Raw genomic sequence first — 17939 nt, 5'->3', positions numbered from 1 at the left:
ACAAATGTTACCAACAACTTCATAAATCAAACACTCTCGCCTAAAACGTGAGATAGAGGTTGCGATACTTATGAGTATTCTAATGGAGACACAGAGATGTCTATGAACTTAGATGAAAGGAAGTATTGCCGAAATTGATAAATTTCTCTGCATTTATCAATTGGGGCTGTTTTCGAATAGAAACAGAACTGTCATATGTACAAACGTGTACGTATGAAGAGCTATCTACAAAAAAGAGATATCATTTTTTATGATATTCCTTTTTTGGCGGTTTTTTTATTAGCTCCGTTTTCTGTTTCCCTTTTCCTGTAACAGCACCATCCTCACTTATTTGAGATGGTGTTTTTTGTTTGTCTTTCTGGTAACTACAGGAGTATTGGGATTGATATATTTCCTAATCTATTCTTAAAAATAGACGAAAGAAGGAATTTGTAATGGAAACAATTGTTCAAAAATTTGGTGGCACTTCTGTCGGAAGCGTCGAACGCATTCAACATGTAGCAAATTTAATTATTGAAGAATATGAACGAGGTCATAGCATTGTCTCTGTCGTTTCAGCAATGGGAAAAAGCACAGATGAACTTGTCGCACTCGCTAACGCTATCACAGAAAATCCAAGTAAACGTGAAATGGATATGCTTCTATCTACAGGAGAACAAGTAACTATTTCATTATTAACAATGGCACTGCAAGCAAAAGGCTATCATGCAATTTCATTAACAGGGTGGCAAGCAGGTATTACGACAGAATCTGTACATAGTAGTGCACGGATTACTGACATTCATACAGATCGTATTCAATCTTATCTTGCTGAAGGTACGATTGTTATTGTAGCTGGTTTCCAAGGAGTCAGTGAAGATTTTGAAATTACAACGCTTGGACGAGGCGGTTCTGATACAACTGCTGTCGCATTAGCCGCTGCACTTAAAGCAAAAAAATGTGATATTTATACGGATGTTACAGGCGTATATACGACGGACCCACGAGTTGTAAAAGATGCTTACAAATTAGACGAAATTTCTTATGACGAAATGTTAGAGCTTGCTAATCTCGGTGCTGGCGTATTACACCCGCGCGCCGTTGAGTTTGCTAAAAATCATAACGTAGTTTTAGAAGTTCGCTCAAGTATGGAACAAGAAAACGGAACAATTGTAAAAGGAGAATGTAACATGGAACAACAATCAATCGTTAAAGGTATTGCATTTGAGGATAATATTACACGTGTCACAATTAAAGGACTAGAACAAGGCTCGCTTTCAACAGTTTTCTCTACATTAGCAGCAGCACACATTAATGTAGATATCATCATTCAAAGTATTACAAATGAAGGAACTGTACATCTCTCCTTCTCCATTCACTCGAATGATTTAAGGGCAACTTTAGAAGTTTTGGAACAAAATCAAGAAACTCTTCACTATGAATCTGTAGAACATGAAAATCACTTAGCAAAAGTATCAATCGTAGGATCTGGCATGGTATCTAACCCAGGTGTCGCTGCAAATATGTTCACTACTTTAAAAGAAGAAGATATTCATATTAAAATGGTAAGTACATCAGAAATTAAAGTGTCTGTCGTTATTGACCGTCTTCATTTAGTAACAGGCGTTGAGGCGCTGCATCAATCATTTATGGCGAAAATTGAGCCTTTCGTGCAAATGAGCTAATTTGATATGTTTAGTAACGCTTATAAAAAAAACATATTAATCTACTTCCTTCCTATTAAATAAAAAGCTATTCGTTAACAAGATGCTATATGATATATTAAAAAACACCTTGTCACATTTTCCTATACTGTGACAAGGTGTTTTTGACTGAAAGGAATTTGTAACTACTTAGTAGTATAATTATGAGGATAATTAAATAATAAACTTTTATACATAAGGAGATAAGACTATGGCAAAAAACAAATTACTACGAATGGACAATGTCAGCATCGTTGTAGAATCCCTTGATAACGCAATCTCTTTCTTTGAGGAGATTGGCTTGAATCTCGAAGGTCGAGCAAATGTCGAAGGTGAATGGGCTGGTCGCGTAACTGGACTCGGTTCTCAGTGCGTAGAAATCGCTATGATGGTCACTCCAGATGGCCACAGCCGAATTGAACTTTCGCGATTTCTCACCCCTCCTACTATAGCAGATCACCGAAAAGCTCCTGTAAACGCCCTCGGTTATCTACGCGTCATGTTCACTGTCGAGGATATTGACGAAATGGTATCGAGACTCACTAAGCATGGTGCAGAGCTCGTTGGCGAAGTAGTTCAGTACGAGAACTCGTATCGTCTCTGCTACATTCGTGGAGTCGAAGGAATTTTAATCGGTTTAGCAGAAGAACTCGGTAATAAATAAGTAATGTTTTATAAAAAAGAGGGAATAGCTCTATATTTAAGCTATTCCCTTACTTCTATTAAAACAGATGAATGTTTTCTTTCTTGCAAGCTTCACGTAAATCGTCAGGCCATACAGAAGATTGAACTTCACCGATATGTGCTTTACGTAAGAAGTACATGCACATTCTTGATTGTCCAATGCCACCGCCGATTGTTAATGGTAGTACGTCTTCTAGTATACCTTTATGGAAATCATACTCACGTTTGAAGTCTTCACCAGTTTTCGTTAACTGCTCATCAAGTGATTTACTATCAACACGAATTCCCATTGATGATAACTCAAATGAAGATTGTAGTACTGGGTGCCAGAATAAAATGTCACCGTTTAATTTCCAATCGTCATAATCAGCTGCGCGTCCGTCATGCTTTTCACCTGAACGAAGTGCATCACCAATTCCGATAATGAAGACTGCACCGTGTTCTTTTGCAATTGCATGTTCACGATCTTTCGGTGTTAATTCTGGATATTTATCTTCTAATTCTTGAGAAGTAACGAAAACAATTTCTTCCGGTAAATACTTTCCAAGGAACGGATATTTTTCAAATAAGTGATCTTCTAAATCTTTGAATATTCCATAAATTGTTTGTACTGTTTTTTGTAAGTATTCAACAGTACGCCATTCTTTTTGAACGATTTTTTCCCAATCCCATTGGTCAACATAAATGGAATGCGTTGCATCAAGTTCTTCATCACGACGAATCGCGTTCATGTTTGTATATAAACCTTCACCAGCTTCATATCCGTATTCATGTAATGCAAATCGTTTCCATTTCGCTAGTGAATGAACAATTTCTAATTCTTCTCCTGAATGTAACATATCAAATTCAATTGGACGTTCTACACCGTTTAGGTGATCGTTTAATCCTGATTTTTTCGTTACGAATAATGGTGCAGATACGCGGAATAGTTCAAGGCGTTTTGCTAATTGGTCCTCGAAAAATGTTTTAACTTCCTTAATTGCGATTTGAGTCTCTCTTACTGTCATTAATGATTGATACATGGTGGTTTCCTCCTAAAATGTTTGGATGTTGTGAAAAGAAGCCAACAAAAAAAGCCCTTCTTTCCCAAAAAACTGGGACGAAAGGCTTTGGTTCCGCGGTACCACCCAAATTAGCAACAGAGGTTGCTCACTTATACAATACGGAGATGAAATATCTCGATACTGTTCTTCTTGTAACGGCGAAGTTCCCGGCTAAGTCTACTTTCCTATAAAGGATTTCGGTTAGCAACTCCAGGAGGTTCTTCATAATAGGCTTCGTATCAGGCTCACACCACCCCTGACTCGCTTAAACTACGTCCTACTACTACTCGTCCTTTCATAGTCGTTTTGTTGTCACATCTCTGAAACATTTTATTAATGATTATTCTATACAAAAAATAAAGAAAGTCAACAAAAAGTTTTAAAATATTTTTCAATTCTTTATTTTACGGCTTTATTGATTGTTGTTAATTTAACATCTTTACTTTTTCTGCCTCGTCAATCCAAAAAATGTTTCACTGACCGAAACTAACGTATACACAATAATTAATGTGATCGTTCGGAATATAGAATCCGCAGTATTTCTTATTATTTTCATTTTCTTTATAATTCCTTTCAGTTTACTTGCAATTTCATGATATACTATAGCATTCAAGCAGTTTGTTTTTACTTAAAACAAACATAGTCATTTATCCAGAATATTTTTCTAAAACATTGGCTATTATTAAATAAGATTTTTTATATAACGGAGTGATCATATGAGTAAAACGAAAGCAAAACCGAAAAAAGGTGTAGGACAAGGTACAGGAAGTAAAGGATGGAACCGTTGGCAATCAAGTGCAAAGAAAAAGGCAGCTGCCAAACCCTACAAAAGTAAAGGTACAAAGAAGTAATTTAAATAACATTTGATTTCTTTACTTTGTACAAAACAAAATATAATTATTACAACAAAAAAGCTATGCCCTCATAAATTTGAAGGCATAGCTTTTTTATATTAAATCATTAAAATATCTCGAATTTCTTCCTCTGTGATTGAGGACAATTTCTCTTCTCCCGGCTCAATCACTTCAGCGATTAAATTTTTCTTACTTTCTTGCAGTTCATGCATTTTCTCCTCAATTGTTCCCTGAGCTACTAGCTTTATAACTTGCACTGTATTTTTTTGTCCCATTCGATACGCCCTATCGGCCGCTTGTTGTTCAACAGCTGGATTCCACCATAAATCATATAATATTACTGTATCTGCACCAGTTAAATTAAGTCCGGTACCACCAGCTTTTAAAGAAATGAGAAATAGATCTCCTTCTCCTTCGTTAAACCGATCGCACAGCTCTACACGATCCTGCGCTGGTGTACTCCCGTCTAAATAAAAGTATGGAATTGCTTGTCGATTTAACTCACGACCAATAATGGAAAGCATCTTCGTAAATTGAGAAAAAATTAATATTCTCTTCCCTGTACTTCTACATTCCTCTAAAATCTCTAACAGTTGTTCAAATTTAGCTGAACTTCCTTTGTAATCATCAACAAATAAAGCGGGATGACAACAAATTTGTCGCAATCTCGTTAAACCAGCTAAAATTCTAATTTTATTTTTACGTAACGTGTCTTTGTCTAAATGCTTTAACGTTTCTTCCCTTAACTTCGCTAAATAAGCAGCATAGAGACTCTTTTGATCGGGTAATAACTCCGATGATTGTAAGTGCTCTATTTTCTCTGGCAACTCATTTAATACGTCCCCTTTTAATCGTCTTAATACGAATGGTTTCACTCGCTTCGCTATATCTTCACGCCTTAAATCACCGAACTCTTTTCTTCCTGGTAATAATTCCGGGAAGACGACATGGAAGATAGACCATAGCTCTTCTAATGAATTTTCTACAGGTGTACCAGTTAGTCCGAAACGGTATTCAGCTTGAATTGTTTTCACAGCTCTTGCCGTTTGCGTTGTAGGGTTTTTAAACGCCTGTGCTTCATCAAGAAATAGTGTATGAAATGGTCTTGCATATAATCTTATATCTCTTCTCAGTAATGGATATGACGTGATTACGACATCAAATTCCGTTATATCTTTCAAAATTTTCCGGCGCTCTGCTTGGTTTCCATCTGCAATAACTGCTCTAATATGCGGGGCGAATTTTTTCAATTCACTAAACCAATTATAAACAAGAGATGATGGTGAAACGACTAATATAGGCAGTTTCTTTTCTCGAATCTCAGGCAAAACAGAATCTATAAAAGCAATGCTTTGCAACGTTTTTCCAAGTCCCATATCATCTGCTAAAATACCGCCAAAACGGTAATGAGCAAGTGTTTTCATCCATTCGAACCCATATACTTGATACTTTCTCATTTCTGCATTTAAAGTATTTGGCACAGCAAACTTTAATTTTTTCGGGTTTTGAATGTTTTCTACTAACTCTTGAACAGAATCATCCAAACTTAAAACATTGCCTTCATGAAGTCCGTTCATCCATTTTACACTCCGAATAAGCGGAACATTTACCTCTTCTCCATGTAAAAATTCTTTCCGAATACCTGATTCTTTTATAAACTGATTAATTTCATTAAACTCTTTACTCTCTAGCGATAAAAACGAACCATTCGCCAATCGATAATATTTACGTTTCTCTTCAAGGGCCGCTAATACACCTTTAATTTCTGCTTCTGGTATTCCTTTTATATCAAAACGAAATGACAACCAATCAATTCTTTCTTTTCTTCTCACTCTAATAAGAGGAACTGCATCCCCTTTACTAATTCGCAATTTGATTGCTGTTGTCGCATAAATATCAACTAAACCTTTTAATGTTGGCACAACGTGATATAAAAAGTTATACTCAGCTTCTTCATTATGCATAAAGTAACCGCCTTCTGTTTTTGCAAAAGCACTTTCACTCATAATGTCTAAAATCTCTTTTTCCTTTTTCTCATCACGATTAAAAACAGACGGCTGTCCATCCTCTTCTAGCGGATTAATCATGACGTTCCCATAGTGAAATTCAAGACCTGCTAATAAGCGATTTTTCACGCGGTCTAAATACAATTTCGCTTTTAGCGAAGGTGTTTCAACACGATCCGATATTACTTCATCAATGTGTACAGTTCCGAGCTTCATTAATCCTGGTACAACTTTCGCGACGAAATGTTCCATCTTACTTTCTGGAATATAAAACTGATTACTATTTGAGCGACTCATCATCTTTTGTAATTCAATAAGTCGCATACAATCTTCAATGTGTAAGTGATATAATTTCCCATCGTAAAGTGCATTGTTATACATATCCATAACTTGTACACGATTTAAACCCTCTATATGAAGTGTAAATCCGCCATTATTTCCCTTCGTAAATTCAAAGTGTAACGGCAACAACCCTTTTGAAACTTGTAATCCCTGAAACAGTTGTTCATTTTGTTTCAGCTGTACATATTCAGCTTTAGAAAGTGAAAAGAGCATATCTTTCCATGAAGCTGGTGGTATAAATATCATACTTTCATCTTGTTTCGCATGTACTTCTAGCGTATCTTCATACATTTTTTCGTTATGATACATTTTAATGAGCTGCTGAATAATCGCATCCGTTTCTTGTTTAAAACTATGTACATCTGGTGTATATGTAAATTCATTTGAACAATGAAAAGACTCTCTTTTCTCCACCTTAAAAAGAAATTCTCTAATATGATTTATGAAATACACTTTGGCAAGTTTCAATTGAATTCCAAGAAGAGCCCCACCACTTCTCGTAGCAACTGGTGTACATATAAACTCAATATCTAATATTTCACGTGTATCAAAACGGTGTTGTTTACTTTTTGGCCTCAGTGGTTTGTCTGCAAACAGCTGAAACATACCACTTGTCAATTGATCATTTCTGCTACTAGTGGAGCTCATTCCACCTGTTTGTTGATTATAGTTTATTTGTATTAATACTGCTGCAACATGTTGACAGTACGTTTGAAAAGACGCTAATGAAGGACAACTACATTTTGCAACAACATCACCCTTTTTAGCTTTTGCTACTGTAACATGGAAATCCTCGTTCCCTTTTACTGTCGCCTCACAAATTTCTTTATTTTCATCGTAATGATCTATTATCACTTTATTTGATTTATAATAGGCTTCACCTCTTTTATATGAGGTCTCTCCGCACACTTCTTTAATAATCGATTTATTCAATGTGAAACTCATCGCTTTGACACTTCCTTAATATAAAACCATTTTCTCTTACTTAACATTTTACATGCTCCACGAGAAAATATAAAATGTTGATTTAACAAAAGAAGATGCTTATTTATAAGCATCTTCTTCACTCTATCTCCATCAACCTCTTCGCCTCAAAATACAACACTTGAATAAACTTCTTCGTATTAATTCGCGTATGACCAGAAGATGCGAGTTCATCTTTCGTCATTTCTGTCATCCGTTTTCTAACTACGGTAAAATCGAAAAATTTTGGAGCATAGCTTTCAAATTTTGGATTTGAAAAGTCTGTTAATCCTAAAGAAGCCAAATGATTTAACGACTGATAAATAGCTCGACGTACTCTTTGTTCAGACGCTTTTTTCTCTTTATCAATATCCGCCTCTAAAGCTAGATCCCCTAATTTCCTTATCGTAATATGATGAAAAATTTCTTTTAACGCAGGAAAGCCAAACTCAAATGTCTGTGCCTTTTCTTGACCATATAAATATTCCAGCATACTAAGTAAATCTTTACTTCCATTCTCTCCGGCAATACCGAGTTCTGATAGTAAAAAGCGCCCTAAATCCCCTATCTTTTTTCCTTCTTGCACTGGTTCAGTACGCAATTGCGGCTTTTCCCACTGAAACACGTTATTCAATGATTTTTGAATATCATGTATAGAACGCTCCAATCTAATACGCTCCATCACTTTGCGTACAACAGATACAACTTCGATTTTGTTTAATGGTTTTGTAATATAATATTCTACACCAAGTGTATATGCCTCACCTATAAGCTGCTTCGATTCCACTTGAGAAATCATAATGATTTTCCCCGTGAAAGTTGACGCAATGTGACGAACTGTTTCAATTCCGTCCCTCATCGGCATCAACAAATCAATAAATAAAATATCTACTTTTTTAAAATTTAGTTGATCCGCTTCAATAAAAGCTCCGTCATCCGCCTCACCAATTACTTCTCCAAGATCTCCATCTTCAATAATTTGCGAAAGCATCGAACGGAAAACTTCATCATCGTCTACGATATAATAAAACAAATCTATTCCCCTTCCTGCTTTAAACTATCCTCTGGTAAACAAACGATAAACTTACATCCTCTTTTATTTTCTCGGTCTTCTAATTTCACTTCTCCGCCTAGCTCTGTTACCATTTCATTTATGTAAGAAAGCCCAATACCAGTTGACGGTGTTCCCGTTTGATCATACTTGGAAGTAAATCCTGGCTTAAATACTAATTTCTTATACTTTTGTGTAATACCAGGCCCATCGTCAATTACTTCAAAAAATATATGCTGATTTCTTTTATATAGCTTAATAATAACGAAACCTTTATCTTCAATTGCTTCAACTGCATTTGCAACTAAGTTATTAAAAATTGATAGCACTGTATACACGTGGTATGCAGCATGCTCACCTTCTATATGTTTAGAAAAACGTATATCCTTTTCTAGCATTTCAGCATACTTCTCGTTTATTCTAACAATCATCTCTGCTAACTCATGTCCTTCTACATATTCAGCCACATTTTTATCTAATAACAGTTTAGATAATCCTGCAAATATCCTTTGATTATCCTTTTTTATTTCATGCACTTCCCCCGCTATTTTCAATGCTGTTTTACTACTTGAATCAGCGCTTACTTGTAAATTTCGATATAGTTGATATGCTTCTTGTGTAATTAACTCCGCATTTTGTAACGTCTTTTTCAAATGAACAGATTCCACATATAAATTAGAAAGATGCATTAACATATTTTCATTTTCTTTTCGAACTTGCGATTCTTTTAATTTCGTTTCATATAAATTCATCATATTTAAAAAACCAAGTGCAAAGAAACTACGAAAAATAGCAATAATAATAAGTTTATTCACTTCAGAAATCGTTATTGTTGTACCTAGTACTAACATGTGATAAAACGCAAGTTCTGACATACTTGCAACAATTTCAATTGAAATTCCAAGGCATCCAATAATGATTGGTTTCTGATGGAACTTATTTACCCTACAAAGCGAAAAAAAACTGCCATAAATAAAATAATAGAAGAACACAGGATAACGCAAATAAAATGATTCTGTCATATGAAATGAACCTTGCATGATCCAGTCAAGACATACTCGGAATAAGACTACAGATATACCAACAAGAATACCTGCAACTCCTGCTGGTACTCTTCTTAAAAATAATAATAAAAAGAAGAATAGCGGTGTACCGAAGCTAACTCGAAACGTATCATTAAAGGGATGAAAGTTCAGCTCCCCAGCAATCGGAACAACGACCATTAATATAATTAAAAGGGACATATCTTTCTTCCATAATTGATTCCAATTCAAAGGTGACACTTCCTATACTTTTTTTCAGTAGTAAAAGTGAAAGCCCGCTTATTGTTATAAACGGGCTTTTTTTCTATATTCTAACCTTTTCTACCGCTTTTATTTGGCGATACTCTGGCTTCCACATTGCTTCTTGCACTGCCATCTTGATATCGTTATCACTTAAGTTCACTCTTGCAACACCTTCTGCAACTGCAACTTTCGCTACTTCAATTGCAACCATTTCTGAGATATTACGTAATTCTTCGACCTCTGGTAAAATAGGTGCTCCTGGCTGACTTGTATCTACCATACTTGCAACTGCTTCAGCAGCCGCTGCGAACATTCCATCCGTCATGACGCTTGCTCGTACTACAATTGTTCCAAGACCAAGCCCTGGGAAAATAAGTGCATTATTTGATTGTCCAATCACATACGTTACACCGTTATATGTAACTGGTTCAAATGGACTTCCTGTTGCAACTAACGCTCTTCCTTCTGTCCACTCGATTAAATCTGCTGGTTTTGCTTCAGCAAGTGGCGTTGGATTCGACATTGGTAAAATGATTGGTCTTTCTACGTGAGAAGCCATTTCTTTAATAATCTCTTCTTTAAATGCACCTGCAACAGTAGATGTACCAATTAAAATTGTCGGTTTTACATGTTTCACAACTTCAGCAAGTCCGATCACATCATTTTCTTTCCACTCACTTACTTCTGCTTCTTTTCTTGCGTACTTAATTTGGAAATCAAGAAGATCTTCCATATTATCTGTAACTAACCCGTTACGATCAATACACCAGAAACGCTTATATGATTCTTCTTCAGATACGCCTACGCGGACCATCGCATCTCTAACTTGATCTGCGATACCGATTCCAGCCGTACCAGCACCAAATACAACAACGCGGTGTTCACTTAGCGGTACACCAGAAGCTTTCACTGCCGATAATACTGCCGCAAGTGAAACTGCACCTGTACCTTGAATATCATCATTAAACGTACAAACGTCATGACGATATTTATCTAAAATTTTTCGTGCGTTACGAGAGCTAAAGTCTTCCCAATGTAAAAGTGCTTTCGGGAATTGTTTGTTTACCGCTTGTACAAACGTATCAATAAATTCATCGTAAGCTTCACCTGTTATACGAGGGTGACGATTTCCAATATAAAATGGATTGTTTAATAGCTCCTCACGGTTTGTACCTACATCTAAAATTACCGGTAATACACGACTAGGATCGATTCCAACTGCAGCAGTGTAAACAGCTAATTTTCCGATTGCGATGTTAATACCACCAACGCCCCAGTCACCAATTCCTAATATGCCTTCTCCATCTGTTACAACGACTAAATCAATGTTCTCAGCTGTTGCACCGATATTCGTGAATGCTTCTTCGATACCTGATGGATCGTTAATTGATAAATAAACACCACGTGGTTTACGATATTCATGACTATATCTTTGAATTGCTACACCGACAGTTGGTGTATATACAATCGGTAACATTTCACGTAAATGATCTGTTAATATACGATAAAATAATACTTCATTTCGATCATGTAACGCAGTTAAGTATACATTCTTTAATAAATCATCCGGCTGAGAACTAAATTGTTCGTATGCTCGGCGTGCCTGTTCTTCTAACGTTAAAACCGCTGGCGGTAATAACCCTTTTAAACCTAACTCTTCTCTTTCATTTTGTGTGAAAGCTACCCCTTTATTTAAAAGTGGTGTTGATAATACTTCTGCTCCTCTTAATGTTGTTTCTAATGCACCATTAGAAGCTACTGTAAACTTGCTCATAACATCCCTACCTCTATTCATATATAGCATTTCTATATTGTAAACAAAAAAGAGGGGATTGTCCCCCTCTTCTTTTAATTTTTCTTTAAAAGAGTTGCTCCTGCAATCCCTGGGTGTGTCATCTCGAATGGATCTAGAATTAACTCTAAGTCTTCTTGTGACAATACACCATTTTTCACACAAAGTTCTCGAACGGATTGGCCTGTTGCAATTGCTTCTTTCGCAACGCGAGCTGCTGCTTCATAACCGATATGAGGGTTCACGGCTGTAATAATTCCTACACTTTTCTCAACATACTCTTTTAAGCGATCTTCATTCGCTTCAATTCCTTTTAAGCAATTATCTGTAAAGGCACGGAAACCGTTATTCATAATGCTAATCGATTGCAGTAAGTTGAAAACAAGTACTGGTTCCATCACGTTTAATTCTAATTGTCCTGCTTCTGAAGCAAGGCAAATTGTATGATCATTACCTATTACTTGGAACGCAATTTGATTAATAACTTCTGGCATAACAGGGTTTACTTTCCCTGGCATAATAGAAGAACCTGGTTGACGAGCTGGTAACATAATTTCCGCTAAACCAACACGTGGACCTGATGCCATTAAGCGAAGGTCATTTGCAATTTTAGACATATTCATCATACATACTTTAAGCGCTGCAGATACTTCAGTATAAGCATCCGTATTTTGCGTTGCATCTACTAAATCTTCTGCACCAACAAGCGGTAATTCACTAATTGCAGCTAAATGTTTTACAACTGCTTCAATATATTCTGGATCTGCATTTAAGCCTGTACCAACTGCAGTTGCCCCCATATTTACTTCATATAAATGTTGACGCGATTGTTGAATTCGTTTCATATCACGTTCAAGTACGCGAGAGTATGCTTTAAATTCTTGTCCAAGACGGATTGGCACCGCATCTTGTAAATGTGTACGACCCATTTTAATAACATGGTCAAACTGTTCTGCTTTTAATTCAAATACATCATGCATATAACCCATCGTTTGTAATAAGCCTTCTAATGCATTTAATGTTGCGATATGAATCGCCGTTGGGAATGCATCATTTGTTGATTGGGCCATATTTACATGACTATTTGGACTAATATAATGATAGTCTCCCTTTTCCATTCCTAATAATTCAAGAGCACGATTGGCAATGACTTCATTTGCATTCATGTTCATTGAAGTACCTGCTCCGCCCTGAATTGGATCTACGATGAAATGATCATGCCATTTTCCATCAAGAATTTCTTGAGCAGCTTCTGCGATTACACCGCCCTTGTTTAATTCCAATCTTCCTACATCTGTATTCGCAAGCGCTGCTGCTTTTTTTACAATTGCGAACGCTTTAATTAAACCTTCATGGATTTTGTATCCTGTAATTGGGAAGTTTTCAACTGCACGCATTGTTTGTACGCCGTAGTATGCATAGTTTGGTACTTCTTTTTCACCTAAAAAATCTTTTTCAATTCGAACACCATTTTTAACTTCAGTTAATGTTGCCATGATTATTCACTCCTTAACGATTTCTTATGCTGCTTTTGTTTCTTTGACTGTTTCTACATATTGTTTTGCTTTCTCATTATCGAATTCGCCTTCCCACTTCGACATAACAATGGCCGCTAATGCATTTCCTAATACATTGACAGATGAGCGAATCATATCTAAAATGCGGTCAATTCCCGCAATTAATGCGATACCTTCTAGTGGTAACCCCATTGAACCTAACGTTGCTAATACAACAACGAACGATGCACCTGGAACTCCCGCCATACCTTTGGATGTTAACATGAGAACGAATAATAACGTTATTTGCTCCGTTAGTGACATGTGCACACCGTACATTTGTGCAACAAACAATGCCGCTAACGCTTGATAAATAGCCGATCCAGTCAAGTTAAATGTATAACCTGTCGGAATTACGAAAGAGGCAACTGCCTTTGGACAACCGAACTCTTCCATTTTTCTCATTATATTAGGTAAAACAGCTTCTGAACTTGCTGTTGTAAACGAAAGAATCAGTTCTTCTTTTAAAATTTTCATTAATGTAAAAATGTTTACTCCAACCATTCGTGCATTAATACCTAATACAATCACAACGAATAGTATAACAGTTACGTATACAGCTAGCACTAGTTTTCCTAGCGGAAGTAATGTTGCTACACCAAATTTTGCAACCGTAACGGCAATTAATGCGAATACACCAAATGGTGCAAATTTCATAACTTGATTTGTAACCCAAAACATGGCTTCGAGTACGCCTTCAAAGAAGTTAAAGACTGGCTTTCCTTTTTCTCCAATTGCCGCAACTCCTAAGCCGAATAATACTGAGAAGAATATAATCGGTAATAGGTCACCTTGTGCAATCGATTCAAATACGTTTTTCGGTACAATGTGAACAATTGTCTCAGCAAAACCTTTCTTCTCTGTTGCATCTGCAGTCTGTTTATAAGAAGAAATATCACTTTGCTGTAAATTACTCATATCAACGCCAGTACCTGGTTGGAATATATTCGCTGCAAGTAATCCCATTAAAATAGCAATCGTCGTAATAATTTCGAAATAAAGAATTGTCTTACCACCCAGTTTCCCAAGCTTCTTCATATCTCCTACACCAGCTACTGCAACAATTAATGCTGAAATAACAATTGGTACTACAATCATCTTAATTAAGTGAATAAATATATCCCCAATTGGTGTGATATAAGAAATCGCCGTTTTATTGCCATAAAAGACTGCCCCTACTACAATCCCTAAAACAAGCGCGACAAAAATTTGTGTTGCCAATCCGAATTTTTTCATTTATGTTCATCCCCTTCATGCGAACGCTTTCAATTTGAATTTATAAAAGCTACTCACACATCTTATAAGCGAACCTACAAAATCATACAAAAACCTACAAGTTCGTCACAAAAAATTCAAATATTTTTCTTCTTTTTTTCATTGACACCATTTTGTTAAAAAACGATAAAATAAACTTGATAAGTAATCAGATTGTTTCGTATAATCAAAAAGATATATACTTAAAACAAATCAAAATGAAAAGGAGTGGATGTTATGAAAAACTATACAAAGCACTTCGTCCTATCTTCTTCTTTTCTTTTTCATTTTCTTAAAAAGGAACAAAGGCATTCGCCTTTGTTCCTTTTTTATTGCGATCTATATAGGGGGAATTGTTATGAGACCATATAAACGTGTCTTAATTAAATTAAGCGGCGGTGCACTTGCCGATCAAACTGGAAATAGCTTTAACTCCAAACGATTAGAACATATCGCAAACGAAATTTTATCCATTGTTGATTTAGGTATCGAAGTATCCATCGTCATCGGTGGCGGTAACATTTTTAGGGGGCATCTAGCTGAAGAATGGGGAATCGATCGCGTAGAAGCTGATAATATCGGTACGTTAGGTACAATCATTAACAGCTTAATGCTTCGCGGTGTTTTAACAAGTAAAACAAATAGAGAAGTACGTGTTATGACGTCCATTCCATTTAATGCAGTAGCTGAACCATACATTCGCTTGCGTGCAGTCCACCATTTAGATAACGGTTATATCGTTATCTTTGGAGGCGGAAACGGGCAACCGTTCGTGACGACAGATTATCCAAGTGTACAAAGAGCCATTGAAATGAATAGTGATGCCATATTAGTCGCAAAACAGGGTGTCGATGGCGTTTTTACAAGTGATCCGAAGCATAACAAATCAGCAAAAATGTACAGCAAACTAAACTATAATGATGTCGTTAGACAAAATATACAAGTTATGGATCAAGCGGCATTACTGCTTGCCCGGGACTACAATTTACCAGCACATGTCTTTAACTTTGATGAGCCTGGAGTCATGAAAAAAATATGTTTAGGCGAACATGTGGGGACGTTGATTAATGATGATGTTACGATGTTGGTGCATGAAAAATAATGATTTCCCACCAAAAAAGGGTGTCTTTTGTAGGCACCCTTTCCTAATTCATCATCACAAATAGAAGTCAACCAATCCCGCCACTTTCTCCTTACAACGCTCCCAAAAAGATAACTTTTCAAAAAACTCTTTCGTCATTTCTTTCGAATCATGAAAATCCTCTGTTAACGCCTTATTAACTTGTCCTACAATAGGACCACCATAAATATAAAAATTCATTTCATCATTTATATTGAAGCTACGCGAAGTAAAGTTTGTTGTACCAATAACGGTTAATTCATTATCAATAAGCATTAATTTGCCATGGAACATTCCTTTTTTATACCCATATACAGTAATCCCATTATTAACAGCTTGACGTATGTATGGATACGCCGCTTCTTTTATAAGAGGTAGATCTGGTTTATATGACCAAAGTATTTTTACTGTAACACCACGCTTTTGTGCTGCGATTAAAGCATTCATGGATTCTTTATTTTTTGCTATAAAATACGGCGTTGCAATTACAATGGAGTGCTGAGCTTGTTTTATGAGCTCTATATACTTTTCAGCAACGTAATGCCCATTGTAACTAGTCATAGTATGTAATGTATTCCCTTTACTAGCTTTATTCGTACTTCTCTTTATCTCTTCTTTCGTATCTCGTTTCCAGTCTAAAGCGAATTGCTGTTCTAAATCTTTTGCTCCTTCTCCTTTAAGTCGTACATGATAATCACGCCAATATCCAAATCGCTTATCTTTCCCTAAGTACTCATCTCCTATATTAAATCCGCCTGTATAGCCAATCTCCCCATCAATCGTCGTAATACGGCGATGATTACGATGGTGAAGTGAATAAAATCCGAATGGCAATGTAGGTTTTCTACTATATGTAAAATGTACACCACTTTTCCGCAATTCATTTATCACCTTTCTTTCAAATGATAAATCATTAATGCGATCAACTGATAAATAGACGTTTACTCCTTCTTTTGCCTTCTCTTTTAATAAGTTTAAAAAAGTATGACTACTTTTATCATCCGACAAAATGAAGAAATAAGTGTAGATGGAGCTTTTCGCTTCTCTTATATCAGTAAATAATTGTTTATAAAAAGGCTTCCCTTCTACATATAATTGAAAGTCACTATAATGAGGCGCATACTCTGTCGGCATGTTTTTCCCAGCTTCCATTTTCCTACCTAAGGTAACATCGATATGCATCCATATTAAAATAAAAACGAAAATAGCAATAGCAATAGAAGTAACTCGCAATATTTTTTTAATCATTTTGATTTCCTTCCAATCATATTCCTTACTATTTCGTAGTGTTTCATTTAAATATGTTTTCATACGAAATGTATTTCTTATTTTTATTGATACTAAACAGTTAAAGGAGATACGAATATGAGAAAAGGAAAAACTCCTATTGTTTTTATCCCAGGTCTTTTCGGTTCAATGAGCAATATTATTATTCCCGGCACTGGTAATTGGAGTTTTGGACTTTCTGCATTTGTTTACGAACCATTCATCATGATGCTAGAAAGTATGGGGTACGAACGAAATAAAGATTTGTTCATCTGTTTTTATGACTGGCGGCAGCGTATTGTTTTTTCTACACAAAAATATTTATTACAAACGATTGCTTATGCTAAAAAGATTACAGGTTGCGATAAACTAAATCTAATTTGTCATAGTATGGGCGGCCTTCTTGGACGTTCTTACGTTCAAAGTGCAACATATAAAAATGATGTGAATCAGCTTATAATACTCTGCACACCAAACGCTGGATCTTCACCAAATTATAGTTATTGGACTGGAGGTACTCTCCCTATCCATGCCTCTTCTAAAATAAATATCGTTCATTTTTATGTGGAACAATATATTTGTTACTTAAGCATCTTACATAAAATGAATAAAGTTGAGGCGATACACATTTACTTTCCAGGATTACAAGATGTTATTCCTTGTAAAGATTACGGAAATTATTTATTTATAAGATCCGGCTCTTCTATTACATTTCTTCCTTATAGTAAGATGAAAACGAAAAACCCTTTCCTCGATACATTAAATGAAAATAGATTTATTATACAAAAAAGAAATATTGAAACGACACTCATTGCCGGAGATGGAGAGGAAACAATTCAATATTTACAAGTCGTCCCTTCACATTCCAAACTGAAATGGACAGACGGCAAAGTCGTCGGTGATTTACTTACAAAACATGGTGACGGTAACGCTGTTCTACATAGCGTTTTTCTTCTAGAGGGAAATAAATATGTTTTGCATGCTTCACATAACGAAGTGCTCTACAAAAGCATTCCTATACTACAAAAGATACTCTAAAT

At 35.9% G+C, this 17939-nt stretch carries 13 protein-coding genes, 1 riboswitch and 1 other annotated feature; of the genes, 5 read left to right on the top strand and 8 right to left on the bottom strand.

The window, feature by feature from the left end; all coding sequences use genetic code 11:
* The first annotated feature begins 45 nt into the window (after nt 1-45).
* A riboswitch (Lysine riboswitch) is annotated at nt 46-232 on the top strand.
* A 202-nt stretch (nt 233-434) separates the two neighbouring features.
* A complete protein-coding gene (locus ACTFRU_RS12070) occupies nt 435-1664 on the top strand; it encodes an aspartate kinase (RefSeq protein WP_290102305.1) in 1230 nt (409 codons plus the stop codon).
* Between the two features lie 229 nt (nt 1665-1893).
* Complete coding sequence (locus ACTFRU_RS12065) at nt 1894-2346, top strand: VOC family protein (RefSeq protein WP_139849647.1); 453 nt, start codon at nt 1894-1896, stop codon at nt 2344-2346.
* Between the two features lie 58 nt (nt 2347-2404).
* On the opposite strand, the gene asnA is transcribed toward ACTFRU_RS12065, so the two are convergent.
* On the bottom strand, nt 2405-3388 hold the full coding sequence (gene asnA, locus ACTFRU_RS12060) for an aspartate--ammonia ligase (protein WP_000284917.1): 984 nt from the start codon (nt 3386-3388) through the stop codon (nt 2405-2407).
* A gap of 70 nt (nt 3389-3458) precedes the next feature.
* Nucleotides 3459-3717 (bottom strand) — a binding site (T-box leader).
* Between the two features lie 408 nt (nt 3718-4125).
* Between asnA and ACTFRU_RS12055 the strand changes: the two genes are divergently transcribed.
* Nucleotides 4126-4260 (top strand): DUF3934 domain-containing protein, encoded by a 135-nt coding sequence (locus ACTFRU_RS12055; protein WP_000047588.1) that lies wholly within the window; start codon nt 4126-4128, stop codon nt 4258-4260.
* Between the two features lie 101 nt (nt 4261-4361).
* On the opposite strand, the gene ACTFRU_RS12050 is transcribed toward ACTFRU_RS12055, so the two are convergent.
* The 6 genes from ACTFRU_RS12050 to ACTFRU_RS12025 all read right to left on the bottom strand — a co-directional run bounded on the left by ACTFRU_RS12050 (nt 4362) and on the right by ACTFRU_RS12025 (nt 14495).
* Nucleotides 4362-7556, bottom strand: coding sequence for an SNF2 helicase associated domain-containing protein (locus tag ACTFRU_RS12050; protein ID WP_440037664.1), 3195 nt, complete (start codon nt 7554-7556; stop codon nt 4362-4364).
* Between the two features lie 118 nt (nt 7557-7674).
* Nucleotides 7675-8607: a response regulator gene (locus ACTFRU_RS12045; RefSeq protein ID WP_000500302.1), complete on the bottom strand. Its 933-nt coding sequence runs from the start codon at nt 8605-8607 to the stop codon at nt 7675-7677.
* 2 nt (nt 8608-8609) lie between these two features.
* The gene (locus ACTFRU_RS12040; RefSeq protein WP_002023846.1) at nt 8610-9908 is read right to left on the bottom strand and encodes a sensor histidine kinase; all 1299 of its coding nucleotides are present in this window, start codon (nt 9906-9908) and stop codon (nt 8610-8612) included.
* Nucleotides 9909-9972: 64 nt separating this feature from the next.
* Nucleotides 9973-11685, bottom strand: a complete 1713-nt coding sequence (malS, locus tag ACTFRU_RS12035; RefSeq protein WP_440037663.1) for an oxaloacetate-decarboxylating malate dehydrogenase — start codon at nt 11683-11685, stop codon at nt 9973-9975.
* Nucleotides 11686-11759: 74 nt separating this feature from the next.
* The gene (gene aspA, locus ACTFRU_RS12030; RefSeq protein WP_016122264.1) at nt 11760-13199 is read right to left on the bottom strand and encodes an aspartate ammonia-lyase; all 1440 of its coding nucleotides are present in this window, start codon (nt 13197-13199) and stop codon (nt 11760-11762) included.
* A gap of 24 nt (nt 13200-13223) precedes the next feature.
* Entirely contained in the window at nt 13224-14495 is a 1272-nt protein-coding gene (locus ACTFRU_RS12025) for a cation:dicarboxylate symporter family transporter (RefSeq protein ID WP_000713293.1), read from the bottom strand.
* Nucleotides 14496-14871: 376 nt separating this feature from the next.
* Here ACTFRU_RS12025 and pyrH point away from each other — a divergent pair, with 376 nt between their 5' ends.
* Nucleotides 14872-15615: a UMP kinase gene (gene pyrH, locus ACTFRU_RS12020; protein WP_001248059.1), complete on the top strand. Its 744-nt coding sequence runs from the start codon at nt 14872-14874 to the stop codon at nt 15613-15615.
* 54 nt (nt 15616-15669) lie between these two features.
* Here the strand turns inward: pyrH and cls are convergent, their stop codons facing one another.
* On the bottom strand, nt 15670-16881 hold the full coding sequence (gene cls, locus ACTFRU_RS12015) for a cardiolipin synthase (RefSeq protein ID WP_048656979.1): 1212 nt from the start codon (nt 16879-16881) through the stop codon (nt 15670-15672).
* Nucleotides 16882-16998: 117 nt separating this feature from the next.
* Here cls and ACTFRU_RS12010 point away from each other — a divergent pair, with 117 nt between their 5' ends.
* Nucleotides 16999-17937, top strand: coding sequence for an esterase/lipase family protein (locus tag ACTFRU_RS12010; protein WP_001225397.1), 939 nt, complete (start codon nt 16999-17001; stop codon nt 17935-17937).
* Nucleotides 17938-17939: the final 2 nt, after the last annotated feature.

The organism is Bacillus cereus group sp. MYBK220-1, from assembly GCF_051916445.1.
In the GTDB taxonomy this organism is placed as follows: Bacteria; Bacillota; Bacilli; order Bacillales; family Bacillaceae_G; genus Bacillus_A; species Bacillus_A cereus.
This window is presented reverse-complemented; position numbering and strand designations above follow the sequence as displayed.